Source organism: Pseudomonas sivasensis, assembly GCF_021391435.1.
Taxonomy (GTDB): Bacteria; Pseudomonadota; Gammaproteobacteria; order Pseudomonadales; family Pseudomonadaceae; genus Aquipseudomonas; species Aquipseudomonas sivasensis.
In genome coordinates this window covers 2,838,926-2,855,942 of the sequence record NZ_CP090029.1, presented here as the reverse complement: position 1 = coordinate 2,855,942, position 17,017 = coordinate 2,838,926, and the positions used below count along the sequence as shown (strand labels likewise).

10 protein-coding genes are annotated in these 17,017 nt (G+C 59.7%); 4 read left to right on the top strand and 6 right to left on the bottom strand.

The genetic code is table 11. From position 1 onward, the window contains the following. Positions 1-35: 35 nt before the first annotated feature. Positions 36-2,132, bottom strand: a complete 2,097-nt coding sequence (locus LRO94_RS12715; protein ID WP_095185863.1) for a putative bifunctional diguanylate cyclase/phosphodiesterase — start codon at positions 2,130-2,132, stop codon at positions 36-38. 436 nt (positions 2,133-2,568) lie between these two features. Between LRO94_RS12715 and LRO94_RS12710 the strand changes: the two genes are divergently transcribed. Next, entirely contained in the window at positions 2,569-3,138 is a 570-nt protein-coding gene (locus LRO94_RS12710) for a hypothetical protein (protein ID WP_179179134.1), read from the top strand. A 166-nt stretch (positions 3,139-3,304) separates the two neighbouring features. Here LRO94_RS12710 and LRO94_RS12705 read toward each other — a convergent pair whose 3' ends face one another. From LRO94_RS12705 to tpx, 5 genes are all read right to left on the bottom strand, one after another. Further along, positions 3,305-4,768: an efflux transporter outer membrane subunit gene (locus tag LRO94_RS12705; protein WP_032886861.1), complete on the bottom strand. Its 1,464-nt coding sequence runs from the start codon at positions 4,766-4,768 to the stop codon at positions 3,305-3,307. Continuing rightward, the gene (locus LRO94_RS12700; RefSeq protein WP_032886862.1) at positions 4,765-7,872 is read right to left on the bottom strand and encodes an efflux RND transporter permease subunit; all 3,108 of its coding nucleotides are present in this window, start codon (positions 7,870-7,872) and stop codon (positions 4,765-4,767) included. Before LRO94_RS12700 ends, LRO94_RS12705 begins: the two co-directional genes overlap by 4 nt. Further along, the gene (locus tag LRO94_RS12695; RefSeq protein WP_233897033.1) at positions 7,869-10,970 is read right to left on the bottom strand and encodes an MdtB/MuxB family multidrug efflux RND transporter permease subunit; all 3,102 of its coding nucleotides are present in this window, start codon (positions 10,968-10,970) and stop codon (positions 7,869-7,871) included. Before LRO94_RS12695 ends, LRO94_RS12700 begins: the two co-directional genes overlap by 4 nt. Then, entirely contained in the window at positions 10,967-12,265 is a 1,299-nt protein-coding gene (locus LRO94_RS12690) for an MdtA/MuxA family multidrug efflux RND transporter periplasmic adaptor subunit (protein WP_032886865.1), read from the bottom strand. The genes LRO94_RS12695 and LRO94_RS12690 overlap by 4 nt, the downstream gene beginning before the upstream one ends. 230 nt (positions 12,266-12,495) lie before the next feature. Beyond that, positions 12,496-12,996: a thiol peroxidase gene (tpx, locus tag LRO94_RS12685; RefSeq protein ID WP_179179135.1), complete on the bottom strand. Its 501-nt coding sequence runs from the start codon at positions 12,994-12,996 to the stop codon at positions 12,496-12,498. A 158-nt stretch (positions 12,997-13,154) separates the two neighbouring features. On the opposite strand from tpx, the gene LRO94_RS12680 reads away from it, so the two are divergent. The 3 genes from LRO94_RS12680 to LRO94_RS12670 all read left to right on the top strand — a co-directional run bounded on the left by LRO94_RS12680 (position 13,155) and on the right by LRO94_RS12670 (position 16,924). Next, positions 13,155-14,444 carry a glycosyltransferase gene (locus tag LRO94_RS12680; protein ID WP_233897030.1) on the top strand — a complete coding sequence of 430 codons (1,290 nt, stop codon included), beginning with the start codon at positions 13,155-13,157 and terminating at the stop codon, positions 14,442-14,444. A gap of 73 nt (positions 14,445-14,517) precedes the next feature. Further along, positions 14,518-15,423, top strand: a complete 906-nt coding sequence (locus LRO94_RS12675; protein WP_099602877.1) for an AraC family transcriptional regulator — start codon at positions 14,518-14,520, stop codon at positions 15,421-15,423. 217 nt (positions 15,424-15,640) lie between these two features. Continuing rightward, positions 15,641-16,924: an ABC transporter substrate-binding protein gene (locus LRO94_RS12670; protein ID WP_371260725.1), complete on the top strand. Its 1,284-nt coding sequence runs from the start codon at positions 15,641-15,643 to the stop codon at positions 16,922-16,924. The last annotated feature ends 93 nt before the right edge of the window (positions 16,925-17,017 follow it).

Genomic DNA, 17,017 nt, shown 5'->3' with positions numbered 1-17,017 from the left:
CAACCTGGCGTTAGGGTTGGATCCGATACTAACCGTCAGGCACTGTTTTTGTCAGGCGCCTGTGCGTCCTCGGCCCGCAGAATATCCGCCATGAAACCATCGGCCGGCAGCGGATGCCCCAGCAAGTAACCCTGCAGGGAGTTACAGCCCAGCCGCGTGAGGAAACTCTGCTGCACGTCCGTTTCCACGCCTTCGGCGACAATCCGCAATCCCAAGGCCTGGCCGAGGGCAACGATGGCCGAAACGATGGCGGCGTCATCGCTGTCGTGCTCAAGGTCGCGCACAAAACCGCGGTCGATCTTCAACTCGTTGGCCGGCAGGCGCTTGAGGTACATCAGGCTGGAATAGCCGGTGCCGAAGTCATCGATGGACAGGTCGACGCCCATGTCCGAGAGCTGCTGCAACACCGTCATACTCGCGTCGGCATCGCTCATGGCGGTGGTTTCGGTGATCTCCAGGGTCAGGCTGTTGGCCGGCAACTGATGACGATCAAGGGCGTCGGCCACACTCTTGACCAGCCCCGCATGGCAGAACTGCAACGCCGACAGGTTCACGGCGATGCGCCAATGCTCATAACCCAGCGCGTACCACACGCTCATCTGACGGCAGGCTTCATTAAGCACCCACTCGCCGATGGGAATGATCAAGCCAGTCTTTTCCGCCAGTTCGATAAAGGTGGCCGGCAACAACAGACCCTGCTGCGGATGCTCCCAGCGCACCAGCGCTTCGGCGCCCACCGCAATACCACTGACCGCATCGAACTTGGGTTGGTAGTACAAGCGAAATTGCTCTTGGTCGAGGGCGTTGCGCAGGTCCTGCAACAACTGCAATTGCTTGCGCGCATTGGTGTTCATCGACACGTCGAAAAAGCTGTAGCCGTTCTTGCCCATGCCCTTGGCGTGGTACATCGCGGCGTCGGCGTTCATCAACAATTCCTGGGGGTTGCCACCGTTACCTGGGAACACAGCGATGCCGATACTGGCCGAGATTTTCAGCTCATGCTCGGCCACCTGGAATGAGCGGTTGATCAGCCCGACCTGCCGCTCGGCCAAGCGCAGGGCATCGTCTGGCTGGCTCAGTTGCACCAACAGCACAAATTCATCACCGCCGATGCGCGCCAGGGTGTCGTGGCCGCGCAAGTCTTCGCGCAGGCGCAGGCCGACTTCGCGCAGCAACTGGTCGCCCATGTGATGGCCAAAGGCATCGTTGACTGGCTTGAAGCCATCCAGGTCGATAAACATCAAGGCGAAGCAACCGCCCTGCTCGTTAACCGCCTGTATGGCCTGTTGAATCCGATCGGCCAGCAACGTGCGGTTAGGCAGACCGGTGAGCATGTCATGCAGGGCCAGGTGGGTCAGTTCCTGATTGGCCAGGCTGAGGGAATCGGCGAGCACCGCGGTGCGGGCTTCCAGCCGCGCGTCGAGCAACGAGGTCAGCAATGCGATGGCAAGCACCGCCAGGGTGGTGACCAGCACCAGGTTATCCAGCCCCTTACCGGTCAAGCCGTCCAACGCGGCAGCGCAGTAGCTGTCATCGGCAAAGCGTGCTGCGGCCATTCCGGTGTAATGCATACCGACGATGGCAAAACCCATCACCACCGCCGCCCCGCCGCGTGCCAGGCGTACATACGGCGTGTTGCGCCGCAGGTTGAAAGCTATCTGCAAAGCGGCGCCCGAGGCCACGACCGCTATTAACAGAGAAGCTCCAAACAAGGTGGGGTCGTAGTCGATACCGGGGGTCATGCGCATCGCGGCCATGCCGGTGTAATGCATGGTGGCAATGCCGGTGCCCATGACCAGCGCGCCAAACACCAATTGCCAGGCGGGCAAGCGCGGTTGGCTGACCAGCCATAAGGCAAAGCCACTGGACATCACCGCGATCAACAACGACAGCGCAGTAATGCCGATATCGAAGCCCAAGGCAAACGGCAGGCGCAGGGCCAACATGCCGATGAAGTGCATCGACCAGACGCCCACGCCCATGGCCAATGCCCCGCCGGCCATCCACAAATAAACCGCGCGGCCCTTGGCGGTCGCAATGCGGCCGGTCAGGTCCAGCGCGGTATAAGAGGCCAGGATCGCGACGCACAGGGAGATCACGACGAGGGAGGTTGAATAACTACCGATGAGCATGGGATTTCTCGCGGGCAACAGTTTTGAGACGTCCGTGCCAGGGTGGCAAAGCGCGCGATTGTAGCGAGATTAATTCTGGTGCAGGTGATTAATTATCATAGGGCCATCACCTGTAATTTGACGTCAAACTACTGGCCAGGTCCGGAGTGGTCTATAACTCGTGTGCGACGTCACCTGCGTATCAAAGGCAGTGTGTCGCTTCAGTGTTGGCGGGGCTCGGGATAACAAAAACTAAAAATTTTAGAGGATTGTTACCCCTTTTCCAGTATAGACGCCCGTATTTAGAAATCGGGTTTAACACAAACTCCCAGCATCCTGCACTCCATAAAAATAAAATTTTTATTCCGTAAGGATATATAAAACTGTCATATCTTACAGGTGACTTTCATGCTGAGAGCGATAAACTTTACTCCACATGACATTCGGAGTTTCAGAAATGGCCATCATCGCACTTCTATACCCTAATAACACTGAGAATACTGGCCACCTGAAAGGCACTCAATGTATTCGAGACAAAGGCGGCGAAATCAAGTCTTATAGAATCGAAAACATCGGAGATGCTCAAGCAGTGACCGACATAACACCCTATGTAGAGCGAAAAATTGCTGAACGCGGCACTTTCCCCATTGACGATGGCGAGTACGTAGTAAGCACTCATCTATGTTATGACAAACAAATATGTTATGAAAAACAAAAAATATATGAAGTCTGGGGGAGAATCGACGCTTTCGAGGACACAGTCATTACCTATCATTTTCCCGGTGGAAAAGAATACCAATTAACCGACGGGGATAACCGAGTATTGAAATTTCGAGTCGCTTGTAAAGTTGACCAAATTCTAAAATACCTACCACGGTACACAAAAATAATTCTGGAATACAAAGGTCGCTCTACAACAGAATTTGGGAGTTTGATATCGTATAACCAAGACTCTTTAGAGCTGCATGTTGAGAACAACTCCAAGTCATACAAATTTGCTGATTTAATATCTCTCAGAGCCATTTAACTCAGGTTGGCAAACAATGATGAGTGAGCCGAACAAAGAGCCCTTTCGTTCGGCTATCGCGCGTTGGCCTGTTGATCTTCGCTCAGCAACTACAGACTCAATTGGCTAAGACCGCACCAAGTGCGCGCAACGAGTCCTGACCACGTAGCATTATTCTCCCTCACGCCTACTCGGCTATTGACGTCTGCCCATCCCAACCGCCCCCCAACGCGGCAATCAGTTGCACGCTGGCTACCAACCGGCTCTGCAGCAGCGTTAACACCGTGCGTTCATTGCTGAGTGCGGTCGCCTGTACCGTCACCACATCCAGGTAGGCAATCAACCCCGCCTTGTACTGGTTCTGAGTCAAGCGCAGGGATTCGCGCGCCGCTTCCAGCGCTTCGTTACTGACCACCGCCTCGTCTTCCAGCACCTTGAGTTGCACCATGTAGTTTTCCACTTCACGGAAGCCGTCGAGCACCGTCTGGCGATACTTGGCCACGGTTTCGTCGTAGGACGCCACAGTGCGGTCGACTTCCGCCGAGCGCTGGCCGCCGTCGAACAAGGTCATGGCCAGCTTCGGGCCCACTGACCAGAAGCGGTTTGGCAGGCTGATCCAGTCAGCGTACGTGCTGCTGGAATAACCACCGGCCAGGCTCAGGCTCAAGTCTGGGTAGTAGGCGGCCTTGGCCACGCCAATATTGGCGTTGGCAGCGATCACCGAGCGCTCGGCCGAGGCGATGTCCGGGCGGCGCTCCAGCAACTGCGACGGCAGGCTCACCGGAATCTGTGGCAGTGCCGGGATGTCCTTGCTCACGGCCAGGTTGAAGTTGGCCGGCGCTTCACCGATCAACACTGCAATGGCGTTTTCCAGCTGCGCACGCTGCCAGATCAGGTCGATCAGACTCGCCTGGGTGCTCTTGAGCTGGGTTTGCGCCTGGGCCACCGCATCTTTGCCGGAGACACCAGCGCGGTATTGGTTTTCGGTCATTTGCAGGGAGCGCTGGTAAGTGTCCAGCGTGGCTTGCAGCAAGCGGGTCTGTTCGTCCATCACGCGCAATTGCAGGTAGCTCTGCACCAGTTCCGATTGCTGGCTCAAGCGCATGGCCGCCAAGTCCGCCGAGCTGGCTTCGGCGCTGGCTTCATTGGCTTCCAGACCACGGCGCAATTTGCCCCAGATGTCGGCTTCCCAGCTCACGCCCAATTGCGCGTTGAGGGTGTCGCGGATACCACTGCTGGAACTGCTGAGGCTCGCACTGCTGCTGCCGGTGCCCTGGCTGGCGCGGGTTTTACCGGCGCTCAGGTCGACCGTCGGGTAAAACGCCCCGCGCGAACTGCGCACCAGTGCCTGGGCCTGGCGAAAACGCGCCTCGGCCTGTGCCACCGTCTGGTTAGCCGTATTCAGGCGCACCACCAGGTCGTTGAGCTGGCGGTCGCCGTACAACTCCCACCAAGCGCCACGGGCCAAGGAATCACTCGGCGTGGCCTGACGCCAGCCCTGGGCCTCCTTGAATTGCACGGGTTCGATAACATCCGGGCGCTTGTAGTCCGGGCCGACGGCGCAGGCGCTGAGCAATACGCCGCAAAGCACCAGGCTCGCGACACGGGAACCGCGGGTCATGGCCAATTTGGCAAAGGTTGAATCGGTCATAGCGCAGTGTCCAGGGCAGCATCGGTACGCACGCCGCGCCATTTATTGAAACGATGGCGCGCGCGGTCGAGATAAAGGTAAACCACCGGGGTGGTGTAAAGGGTCAGGACCTGGCTGAAGACCAGGCCGCCAATGATGGTCAGGCCCAGGGGGCGACGCATTTCGGCGCCGTCGCCAGCGCCGAGCAGCAAGGGCAAGGCACCGAGGATGGCCGCCAGCGTGGTCATCAGGATCGGCCGCAGACGCAACAGGCAAGCGCTGCGAATCGATTCCAAGGGGCCCAAGCCGTCGTTACGCTCCAGTTGCAGGGCCAGGTCGATCATCAGGATTGCGTTTTTCTTCACCACGCCGATCAGCAGGAACAGCCCCAGCAAGGAGATCAGGCTGAACTCGCCCCCTGTCAGGTAGATCGCGAGCATGGCGCCGACGCCGGCCGACGGCAGGGTCGAGAGGATCGTCAGCGGGTGAATGTAGCTCTCATACAGAATGCCCAACACCAGGTACACCGCCACGAGCGCGCCGAGGATCATGAACGGCTGGCCTTTCTGGGTGGCTGCGAAGGCATCGGCAGTGCCGGCCATCTTGGCGATCACGTCTTCGGGCAAACCGACCTTGGCAATCGCCCGTTCGATGGCGGCCGTGCCCTGCTCCACCGTCACCCCTTCGGCCATGTCGAAGGCGATGTTTTCCGAGGCGAACTGGCCTTCGTGACTGACCCGGTCATCGGCCAGGCTGTTCTCGTAATGGGCAATGGTCGACAACGGCACCCGCGCGCCATCGGCAGTAATCACCTGCATCTGGTTGAGGGTGATCGGGTCCTGGGCGTATTTGGGGTTGACCTCCATGACCACCTGATACTGGTTAAGGCTGTCGTAGATCGTAGAAATCTGCCGTTGGCTGTAGGCGTTGTTCAACACTCCGGTGACCATGTCCATGTCGATGCCCAGGCGCTTGGCCTGGTCGCGGTCGACTATCAGCGTGACCTGGGCTGCGCCCCGGCCTTCACGGGCGTCGATGGCGGTGAGTTGCGGCAGTTCACGCAACGCAGCGACGACTTTCGGGTACCACAGGCGCAATGCGGCCAGATCACCGCTTTGCAGGATGTAGGAGTACTGCGCGCTGGTCTGGTCGCGGCTGCCGCCAAATTGCAGGTCTTGGTCAGCCATCAGGAACAGGCGCCCGCCCGGCACCAGCGGCACTTCCTTGCGCAGGCGCTCAATCACCGCCTGGGCAGAAATCTTGCGTTCGCTGATGGGCTTGAGGCGTACCAGCATTACCGCGTTGTTGGTGCCGTTGTTGCCGCCGATAAAGCCCGCCACGCTGAGCACCGCCGGGTCCTTGAGCACCGCCTTGCGGAAAGTCTCCATCTTCGGCTGCATCACGCTGAACGACAGCCCGTCATCGCCGCGCACAAAGCCGATTAACTGGCCGGTGTCCTGCTGGGGCATAAAGGTTTTCGGCACCACCACGTACAACGCCACGTTCATGCCGATGGTCAGCAACAAGCTGAGCAAGGTCAGGCGTCGATGGCGCAGTACCCAGTCCAGACTGGTGGCATAACCGGCAACCATCCGGTCGTTGATCCTCTGGCTCCAGCGCTGCAAACCGGTCATCCGGTCTTTGACGTGGGGCTTGAGCCAGCGAGCGCAGAGCATGGGGGTCAAGGTCAGCGAGACAATCAACGACACAATGATCGCTGCGGACAAGGTGATGGAAAACTCGCGGAACAGGTTGGTGACAATCCCGCCCATAAACAGAATGGACAAGAACACCGCCACCAGCGACACGTTCATCGACAGCAAGGTAAAGCCGACTTCCTGGGCGCCCAAGTACGCCGCCTTCATGGGCGGCACACCATCGTCGATATGCCGGGAAATGTTCTCCAGCACCACAATGGCATCGTCCACCACCAGGCCGGTGGCCAGGATCAACGCCATCAGCGAAAAGTTGTTCAGCGAGAACCCGTACAAGTACATCACCGCGAAAGTGCCCACCAGCGACACCGGCACCGCCAGGGTCGGGATCAGCGAGGCGCGGAAGTTACCGAGGAACAGGTAAACCACCAGAATCACCAGCCCCACGGCAATCAGCAGGGTCATCTCGGCTTCGTGCAAGGTGGCGGTGATGACCGGCGAGCGGTCCATGGCCAGGCTGAGCTTGACGCTGGACGGCAGCACCGCCTGCAACGCCGGCAGTTGAGCCTTGATCTGTCGGACGGTCTCGATGATGTTGGCGCCGGACTGGCGGTTGATCACCAACAGCACCGCCGGCTCGTTGTTGAAGAAGCCGCTGTTGTAGCGGTCTTCAACGCCGTCGCTAATCTTCGCCACATCCGACAGGCGCAAGGCCGCGCCATTCTGGTAGCGAATCAGCAGCGGCTCGTAGTCCTTGGCTTTTTCCAACTGGTCATTGGCCTGGATCTGCCAGTTGCGCTCGCTGTCTTCCAGCGAGCCCTTGGGCCGCCGCTGGTTGGCGTTGGCAATGGTGTTGCGCACATCGTCCAGAGCCACGCCGTACTGGTCGAGGGCCTTGGGCTCCAGCTCGATGCGCACCGCTGGCAGGGAACTGCCGCCGATCTGCACTTCGCCCACACCCGGCACTTGGGACAGGCTTTGGGACAGGATGGTCGAGGCCAGGTCGTAGAGCTGGCCCTTTTGCAACACGTCCGAGGTCAGCGACAGCACCATGATCGGCGCCTGGGACGGGTTGATTTTCTTGTAGGTGGGCATGCTGCGCATGCCGCTGGGCAGCAGGTTGCGTGACGCGTTGATCGCCGCCTGCACTTCACGCGCCGCGCCGTTGATATCACGGTCGGAGTCAAACGCCAGGATCACTCGGGTAGAGCCCTGGCTCGACGAACTGCTCATGGTGGTGATGCCGGCAATCGCGCCAAAGGAGCGCTCCAGCGGCGTGGCCACGGTCGAGGCCATCACCTCGGGGCTGGCACCCGGCAAGCTGGCCGAGACCACGATCACCGGGAAGTCGATCTGCGGCAGCGGCGACACCGGCAACAGGTTAAAGCTCACCCCGCCCAGCAGCATGATCGCCAGGCTCAGCAGCAGGGTCGCTACCGGTCGGCGGATGAAAGGTCCGGACAGGTTCATGACTCAACCGGCTCCAGGCTTTGCGGCTCTTTGCGCCAGCGACGACCCAGGCGATCGAAATACAGGTAGATCACCGGCGTGGTGAACAGCGTCAACACCTGGCTCACCAGCAGACCGCCGACCATCACCAAACCCAGCGGCTGGCGCAATTCAGCACCGGAGCCGGTGGCCAGCATCAGCGGAACCGCACCGAACAGCGCGGCCAGGGTGGTCATCAGGATTGGCCGGAAGCGCAACAGCGCGGCCTGGTAGATCGCGGTCTGTGGGTCGAGACCCTGGTTGCGTTCGGCGTCGAGGGCGAAGTCGATCATCATGATCGCGTTCTTTTTCACGATACCGATCAGCAGGATGATGCCGATGATCGCGATCATGCCCAGGTCATTACCACTGAGCAGCAGGGCCAGCAATGCCCCCACCGCCGCCGAAGGCAAGGTCGACAGGATGGTGATCGGGTGGATATAGCTCTCGTAGAGCACGCCGAGCACGATGTACATGGTGACCACCGCCGCCAGGATCAGCAGCAAGGTGCTCGACAGCGAGGCTTCGAACGCCTGGGCTGCGCCCTGGAACTGGGTCTGCACGCCCACGGGCATGCCGATGTCTTTCTGCGCCTGGTTGATCAGCTCCACGCCCTTGCCCAGCGCCACGCCGGGAGCCAGGTTGAACGACATCATCACGGCCGGAAACTGGCCGATATGGGCAATGGCCAACTGCGCCTGACGCTGTTCCACACGGGCCAGGCTCGACAGCCGCACTTGGCCGCCGTCGGTGGTTTTCACATGGATCTGGTTCAGTGCATCCGGGCCGAGGGTCTCACCGGACTGGGCCTGCAACACCACGCGGTATTGGCTGGCCTGGGTGTAGATGGTGGAAATCTGGCGTTGGCCGAAGGCGTCGTACAGCGCGTCGGTGATGGTCGACACACTGACGCCCAGGCGCGAGGCCGCATCGCGGTCGATCACCAGGTACACCTGCAGGCCTTTGTCCTGCAGGTCGCTGGCGACGTCGGTAAGCTCCGGCAACTGGCCGAGGGCGTGCACCAGCTTGTCACTCCACAGCGCCAGCAACTCAGAGTCCGGGGAGGACATGCTGAATTGGTACTGGGTGCGGCTCACACGGTCTTCGATGGTCAGGTCCTGCACCGGCTGCATAAACAGGCGGATACCCACCAACTTGTCGATTTCCGGTTGCAGACGCGTGATTACCTGGGCTGCGCTCAAGTCGCGCTGGCCGTGGGCCTTGAGGTTGATCAGCAAGCGTCCGCTGTTGAGGGTCGCGTTATCGCCATCCACACCGATGTAGGACGACAGGCTTTCCACCGCCGGATCCTCCAGGATGATTTTGGCCAACGCCTGCTGGCGCTGACTCATGGCCGCAAAGGAAATCGACTGCGGCGCCTCGGAAATACCCTGGATCACCCCCGTGTCCTGCACCGGGAAAAAGCCCTTGGGCACCACCAGGTACAGCACCACGGTAAGACCCAACGTGGCGATGGCCACCAGCAGGGTCAGCGGCTGGTGCTTGAGCACCCACTGCAACTTGCGCCCGTAGGCTTCGATCATCCAGTCGATCCAGGCGCCACTGGCCTTGTAGAAGCGGCCCTGTTCTGCCTCTTTCGGCTCACGCTTGAGCAACCGCGCACACATCATCGGCGTGAGGGTCAGGGACACTACCAGGGAAATCAGGATCGCCACCGCCAGGGTGATGGCAAATTCGCGGAACAGGCGCCCCACCACATCGGCCATGAACAGCAGCGGAATCAGCACAGCGATCAGCGAAAGGGTCAGGGAAATCAGGGTGAAACCAATCTGCTTGGCGCCCTTGAGGGCGGCGGCCAGGGGGGTCTCGCCTTCTTCGATGTAACGGGAGATGTTCTCCAGCATCACGATGGCATCGTCCACCACAAACCCGGTGGCGATGGTCAAGGCCATCAGCGTGAGGTTGTTGATGGAGAACCCAGCCAGGTACATCACGCCGAAGGTGCCCACCAGAGACAACGGTACGGCGATGGACGGAATAATCGTGGCGCTGACCCGGCGCAGGAACAGGAAGGTCACCATCACCACCAGGGCAATGGCGATCAGCAATTCATGTTGTACGTCCTTGACCGAGGCGCGGATGGTCTGGGTGCGGTCGGTTAGGACGGTGACGTCGAGGCCGGCAGGCAGATTGTCGGTGATGCTCGGCAGCAACGCCTTGATGCGGTCCACCACCTCAATGACGTTGGCACCCGGCTGGCGCTGGATGTTCAGCAGCACCGCCTGGTTTTCATTAGCCCAAGCCGCGAGGCGCTCGTTTTCGGCGCCGTCGACGATCTGTGCCACATCTTTAAGGCGCAACGGCGCGCCATTGTTGTAGGCCAGGATCAGTTCGGCGTATTGCTGGGGCGAGACCAACTGGTCGTTGGCGTCAAGCATCGACACCCGGGTCGGGCCGTCGAAGTTACCCTTGGGTTGGTTGACGTTGGACGCCGCGATCAAGGTGCGCACATCCGACAAGTTCAGGCCATTAGCCGCCAGGGCTTCGGGGTTGACCTTGATACGCACGGCCTGACGCTGGCCACCAGCGATGCTGACCATGCCGACGCCACTGATCTGGGCAATTTTCTGCGCCATGCGCGTGTCGACCAAGTCATTGAGCTTGGGCAGCAACATGGTCTTGGAGCTGATAGCCAGGGTCAGCACCGGGGTATCCGCCGGGTTGACCTTGTTGTACACCGGCGGCGCCGGCAGGTCCTTGGGCAGCAAATTGGTGGCGGCGTTGATCGCGGCCTGCACCTGTTGCTCGGCGACATCCATATTAATGTCGAGGTTAAAACGCAGGGTCAGTACCGAAGCGCCGCCGGAACTGGTGGACGCCATCTGGGTCAAGCCGGGCATCTGCCCGAACTGGCGCTCAAGGGGCGCGGTAACCGCGCTGGTCATCACGTCGGGGCTGGCGCCGGGGTAGAGGGTCATCACCCGAATGGTCGGGTAATCCACCTGGGGCAAGGCCGAGACCGGCAGCAAGCGGTACGCGATGATGCCGGCCAGGACAATGGCCAGCATGCTCAGCGTGGTGGCGACCGGGCGAAGGATAAACAGCCGCGACAGGTTCATGCGCCGACCTTTTGCGCCTTGCCAGCGTCAGCGCCGGTCTCCCCTTTCGCTGCCGGTTTGCCTTGCAGGTGCTCAGTCGGGGTGGTCGGGACTTCAGTGCTGTCGTTGACCACTTCGATTTCGCTGCCTTCCTTAAGGCGGTCGGTGCCTTCCAGCACCACACGGTCGCCAGCGACCAAGCCTTCCTTGATCACGGTGTTTTCACCGTCGGTATCACCGACCACAAGGGGCTGTACCTTGACCTTCTTGTCGCCATCCAGTTTGTAGACAAAGGTGCCAGCATTGCCGAACTGAATCGCGGCGGACGGAGCCAGCACCACGTTGTGCAGGGTGTCGGCCAGCAGGTGCACGTTGACGAACTGGTTGGGGAACAGCGCTTTGTCCTTGTTATCGAAACGCGCCTTGAATTTCAGAGTGCCGGTGGTGACGTCGATCTGGTTGTCCAGGCTCTGCAACACGCCGACGGCCTGCTGTTTCACGTCGCCACGGTCCCAGGCTTCCACGGGCAGTTTGTTGCCAGCGTGGTAACGGGCGAGCACGGTTTCCAGGGTGTTTTCCGGCAGGGTAAAGGCCACGCTGATCGGCTGGGTCTGGGTGATCACGGCCAGGGCGGTAGTGTCGTTGGCGGCCACCAGGTTGCCGACGTCGAGCTGGCGCAAGCCGACGCGACCGGCGATCGGCGCGCGGATCTTGGTGAATTCAAGGTTGAGCTTGGCGTCGTCGACCGCGCCCTGATTTGTCTTGACCGTGCCTTGGTATTGCAGGACCAGCGCTTCGGCGGTGTCCAGGGTCTGCTTGGCGATACTGTCCTGGGCATACAACCCACGATAGCGTTCCACATCGACCTGGGCATTTTTCAGCTGGGCCTGGTTCTGCATCAGCGTGCCCTGGGCCTGGAGCAAGGCGTTCTGGTAGCTGCGCGGGTCAATCTCGGCCAGCAGATCACCGGCCTTGACCATCTGCCCTTCTTCAAAGGCGATCTTCATCAATTCCCCGCCCACCCGGCTGCGTACATTAATGGTGTTGAGCGCAGTAACAGTGCCCAATGCCTTGTAGTACACCGGAAACTCTCCCAACACCGCCGGCGCCACGCGCACCGGTATCGGGCCCGTGGAACCGCCGAAACCAGGGCGTGCCATGCCGGTTTTGCTGGTGTGCCCGGCCGGTGCGTCTTTTTGGGCCGCGCCGCCGGGCCAGAATTTCCAGCACAGACCGGCGATAACCAGCAGCACAAGCAGGCCGAACAGCCAGCGACGGGAGTTGCGGGGGGAGGATTGCATGGAATGATCAACCATTGGGCGCGAGAGCTTCTTCTTTGGGAGGCTGAAAGATAAGCACTGGGGCGCATTAAGAAAAGCGCCTTTACCGGCTATTTACCTTGGGCTTACAACTTTTAACGTCTGGGTCTAGTCCGTCGGCTATTTGCCTAAACGTCTGAAGCACAAATGAAAACGGCCTGGACTAGGCCAGGCCGCAATCATGTATCACGCGTGTTACTGCAAAACGACAGCATCCACGCAAACAGTTACTTCAGAACAGCCAGAACAGCTTCGTAGTTTGGTTCTTCAGCGATTTCAGAAACCAGTTGGCTGTGCAGGACGTTGTTGTTTTCGTCCAGAACCACCACGGCGCGGGCGGTCAGGCCGCGCAGCGGGCCATCAGCGATTGCCACGCCAAAGTCCTGAGCGAAAGCAGGATCGCGGAAATCCGACAGGTTCTTCACGTTTTCCAGGCCTTCGGAGCCGCAGAAGCGTGCTTGGGCGAATGGCAGGTCGGTGGAGATGCACAGTACAACGGTGTTGTTCAGTTCGTTGGCCTGGGCGTTGAACTTGCGAACCGACGTCGCGCAAGTCGGGGTATCAACGCTTGGGAAGATGTTCAGCACTTTGCGCTTGCCGGCGAAGGTCGCCAGGGTGGCGTCCGACAGGTCGTTGGCAGTCAGGATGAAGTCTGGAGCCTGGGTGCCGACTTGCGGCAATTCGCCTTCAACCTTGACCGCGTTGCCTTTAAGGGTGACTTGAGCCATGAACAGAATCCTTATGCTGGGTTTAGTTAAACGAATTCGAGAGGCGGAAGTTAACCACAAAGTGCCGTGCCTACCTACCGCCAGACACAAATTGTCATGCCCACAGGTTGTGGTTTAATTGCGCGCTTTTCGCCTGCCCTTAAAGGAAACCGTCGTCGATGAATCCGCCTGCCACCAAAGTTCTGGTCATTGGTTATGTCTGGCCGGAGCCGCGTTCTTCGGCCGCTGGTGGGCATATGATGCAGATTCTTGAGACCTTTCTTACACAAGGTTGGGACATTACCTTCAGCAGCCCAGCTGCACTCGGCGAGCACAAAGCCGACCTGCTCTCCCTGGGCATTGCCGAATGCGCCATCGAGCTCAATAACAGCAGTTTCGACGACTTTATCCGCGAGCTCGCTCCGGATATCGTGCTGTTCGACCGTTTCATGATGGAAGAGCAGTTCGGCTGGCGCGTGGAGAAGTGTTGCCCCGACGCATTGCGCGTGCTGGAAACCTGCGACCTGCAAAGCCTGCGCGACGCTCGCCAGCAACGGCTCAAGAACCACCTTAAGACCCATCCCGACAGCGACGACTTCAGCGCTCTGTTTGCGCCCGCCCTGGAAGATGAGTTCCAACTGATGGCCGACACCGACGTGGCCAAGCGCGAGATCGCGGCGATTTACCGCTGTGACATCAACCTAATGATCTCCGACGTGGAAATGCGCCTCCTGACCGAGCAGTTCAAGGTGCCGGCCGCCCTGCTCCACTGGTGCCCGCTGATGCTGGAGCCCGTGACCGAAACCTTCGTCCCGTTTGACGACCGCGCGCATTTCCTCAGCATCGGCAACTTCCGCCACGCGCCCAATTGGGACGCTGTGCTGTGGATGAAGAACAGCCTGTGGCCGCTGATTCGACAACAATTACCCGGCGCGCAGCTGCATATCTATGGCGCTTACACCCCACCCAAGGCCACCGCCCTGCATAACCCGGCCCAGGGCTTTCATGTGATGAACTGGGCTGAAGATGCGCTACAGGTAATGAGCGCTGCACGCATCTGCCTGGCCCCCCTGCGCTTCGGCGCGGGCATCAAGGGCAAACTGGCGGACGCGATGTTGTGCGGTACGCCGAGCATCAGCACGCCGATCGGCGCCGAGGCCATGGGCGATGAGCAACCATGGCCCGGCATGATCGAAACCAGCGCGCCTGCCTTGGCCGCCGCTGCCGTGGCTTTGTATCAGGACCGCGAGCGCTGGACCCAGGCCCAGGAAGACGGTCGCCAGTTGATTGCCCGCCGCTATGACCAGAACGTCCACGGGCCTGCGCTGGTGGAGTGCCTGGAGCACTGCCGTCGCCACCTCGCCGCCCATCGCCGCGACAACTTTACCGGCAGCATGCTTCGCCATCACGCCCACAAAAGTACCCAGTACATGTCCCAGTGGATCGAGGCAAAAAACCGCGTGCTGTAAACACCGACGCTGGCAGGGTCGCGCGCAAGGGGGCATTATTCGGGTCGCAACCAACAATAAAAGCGACGGCAGCATGACCCGAGCAGCGCGAATCACCGACCCTTCCTACGAGCTGATGGACGATCACAACGGTCTGTCCATCATCTATCGCCAGCATGGTTTCCCCTGTCCGCTGGTGCGCTGGCATTTCCACAAGGAATACGAACTGCACCTGATCGTCGCCAGCTCGGGCAAGGTGTTTATCGGCGACTACATCGGTAATTTCTACCCTGAAAGCCTCTTCCTCACCGGCCCCAACCTGCCCCATAACTGGATCAGCCAGGTGGAAGAAGACGAGGTGGTGCCCAAGCGCGACATGCTGGTGAACTTCACCGATGAATTACTGGAAAACGGCAGCCATATCTTCACCGAGCTGAAAACCCTCACCCCACTGCTGGAACGTGCCCAGTACGGCATCGAGTTTCGTTGCAGAAAGACCATTGCCCAAGCCATGACCCTGATGCAACGCATCGAGGACGCCCAGGGTATGGCGCGCCTGGGGCACTTCTTTATCTTGCTGGAAGTGTTGAGTACCTGTGAGGACTACCAACTGCTGTCCGGCGTGACCACGCCGCAACTGGCCGATGAACACAGCATCGACCGTACCAACCGGGCGGTGGATTACATCTTCGCCCACTACGCGCGGGAGTTGCCGCTGGAGGAAGTGGCGGAACACTTGGGCATGAAGCCCACGTATTTTTCCCGGGTGTTCAAGCAGGCCACCGGGCGCACATTTATCGAATTCGTCAACAGACTGCGCATCAGCAAGTCATGCGAGTTACTGGCAGATGGCGACAAGGCCGTCACCGATGTGTGCTTTGAGTCGGGTTTCAACAATATCTCCAACTTCAACCGACGTTTTCAGCAGCTTAAAGGCATGACCCCTTCCCACTACCGGCGCCTGGCGGTGCAACGGCTGACCGAGCAGAACCTGGCTTGAAGGTTTCAAAGGCTGTGTGACCGAGTGCAAAAAAGTATCAGTCCAAGTGCTCCCAAGGATTTGTCACAACCCCATTTGAAGGCTGTAATCAACGCACACTCTTCCTGACTCCTCGTAGGAAGACACAACAACAATAACTGTCCTTCTGTAGCCCCTGGGCGCGGAAATGGAGTGCGCGATGAAGTTCACAGCAAAAGCACTGCTTGTCTCCACCTGCATGACAACCTGCATGACCCTCAGCGCCGTCAGCTTTGGCGCGCAGACCCTGACCATTGCCACCGTCAACAACAGCGACATGATCCGCATGCAAAAGCTCTCGAAGACCTTCGAGGCCGAGCATCCAGAGATCAAGCTGAATTGGGTGGTGCTCGAAGAAAACGTGCTGCGCCAACGCCTGACCACCGACATCGCCACCCAAGGCGGACAGTTCGACGTGCTGACCATTGGCATGTACGAAGCCGCACTCTGGGGCGCCAAAGGCTGGCTGGAACCGATGAAGGATCTTCCGGCTTCCTACGACCTCGACGACGTTTTCCCTTCTGTGCGTGACGGTTTGTCCGTCAAAGGCTCGCTGTACGCCCTGCCGTTCTACGCTGAAAGCTCGATCACGTATTACCGCACCGACCTGTTCAAGGACGCCGGGCTGACCATGCCCGAGCATCCGACCTGGACCCAGATCGGCGAATTCGCGGCCAAACTCACCGACAAAACCAAAGAGCAATACGGCCTGTGCCTGCGCGGCAAAGCCGGTTGGGGTGAAAACATGGCGCTGATCACCACCCTGGCCAACGGCTATGGCGCGCGGTGGTTCGATGAAAAGTGGCAGCCTGAATTCAACGGCCCCGAATGGAAAGACGCGCTTAACTTCTACGTCGACAACATGAAGAAATCCGGCCCGCCGGGTGCGTCCAGCAACGGTTTCAACGAAAACCTGGCGCTGTTCAACAGCGGCAAGTGTGCAATTTGGGTCGACGCCAGCGTGGCTGGCTCGTTTGTCACCGACAAGTCCCAGAGCAAGGTGGCCGACAGCGTAGGCTTCACCTTCGCGCCCCACGAGAAGACCGACAAAGGCACTTCGTGGCTGTACTCATGGTCCCTGGCGATCCCGACCAGCTCCAAGGCCAAGGACGCCGCCAAGGTGTTCACCAGTTGGGCAACCTCCAAGGAATATGGCGCATTGGTCGCCAAGACCGACGGCGTGGCCAACGTACCGCCTGGCACACGCAAGTCGACCTACAGCGACGAGTACATGAAGGCTGCACCGTTCGCCAAGGTGACCCTGGAATCGCTGAAAGTCGCCGACCCGACCAAACCGACGCTCAAGCCGGTGCCGTATATCGGTATCCAGTTGGTGACCATTCCTGAGTTCCAGGCGATTGGTACCCAGGTCGGCAAGTTCTTCTCCGGTGCACTGACCGGTCAGCAAACGGTCGATGCTGCACTGACCGCCGCGCAGACCACCACCGAGCGTGAAATGAAGCGGGCGGGTTACCCCAAATAACCCGGGGCTCACCACAGTCAAATGTGGGAGGGGGCTTGCTCCCGATAGCCATCTACCAGTTGATGATTCAGTGACTGATACACCGCTATCGGG

Bases quoted from the DNA above. Each gene is read 5' to 3' on its own strand.
- LRO94_RS12715 (WP_095185863.1), bottom strand. From the start codon at position 2,132: ATGCTCATCGGTAGTTATTCAACCTCCCTCGTCGTGATCTCCCTGTGC.
- LRO94_RS12710 (WP_179179134.1), top strand. From the start codon at position 2,569: ATGGCCATCATCGCACTTCTATACCCTAATAACACTGAGAATACTGGC.
- LRO94_RS12705 (WP_032886861.1), bottom strand. From the start codon at position 4,768: ATGACCGATTCAACCTTTGCCAAATTGGCCATGACCCGCGGTTCCCGT.
- LRO94_RS12700 (WP_032886862.1), bottom strand. From the start codon at position 7,872: ATGAACCTGTCCGGACCTTTCATCCGCCGACCGGTAGCGACCCTGCTG.
- LRO94_RS12695 (WP_233897033.1), bottom strand. From the start codon at position 10,970: ATGAACCTGTCGCGGCTGTTTATCCTTCGCCCGGTCGCCACCACGCTG.
- LRO94_RS12690 (WP_032886865.1), bottom strand. From the start codon at position 12,265: ATGGTTGATCATTCCATGCAATCCTCCCCCCGCAACTCCCGTCGCTGG.
- tpx (WP_179179135.1), bottom strand. From the start codon at position 12,996: ATGGCTCAAGTCACCCTTAAAGGCAACGCGGTCAAGGTTGAAGGCGAA.
- LRO94_RS12680 (WP_233897030.1), top strand. From the start codon at position 13,155: ATGAATCCGCCTGCCACCAAAGTTCTGGTCATTGGTTATGTCTGGCCG.
- LRO94_RS12675 (WP_099602877.1), top strand. From the start codon at position 14,518: ATGACCCGAGCAGCGCGAATCACCGACCCTTCCTACGAGCTGATGGAC.
- LRO94_RS12670 (WP_371260725.1), top strand. From the start codon at position 15,641: ATGACAACCTGCATGACCCTCAGCGCCGTCAGCTTTGGCGCGCAGACC.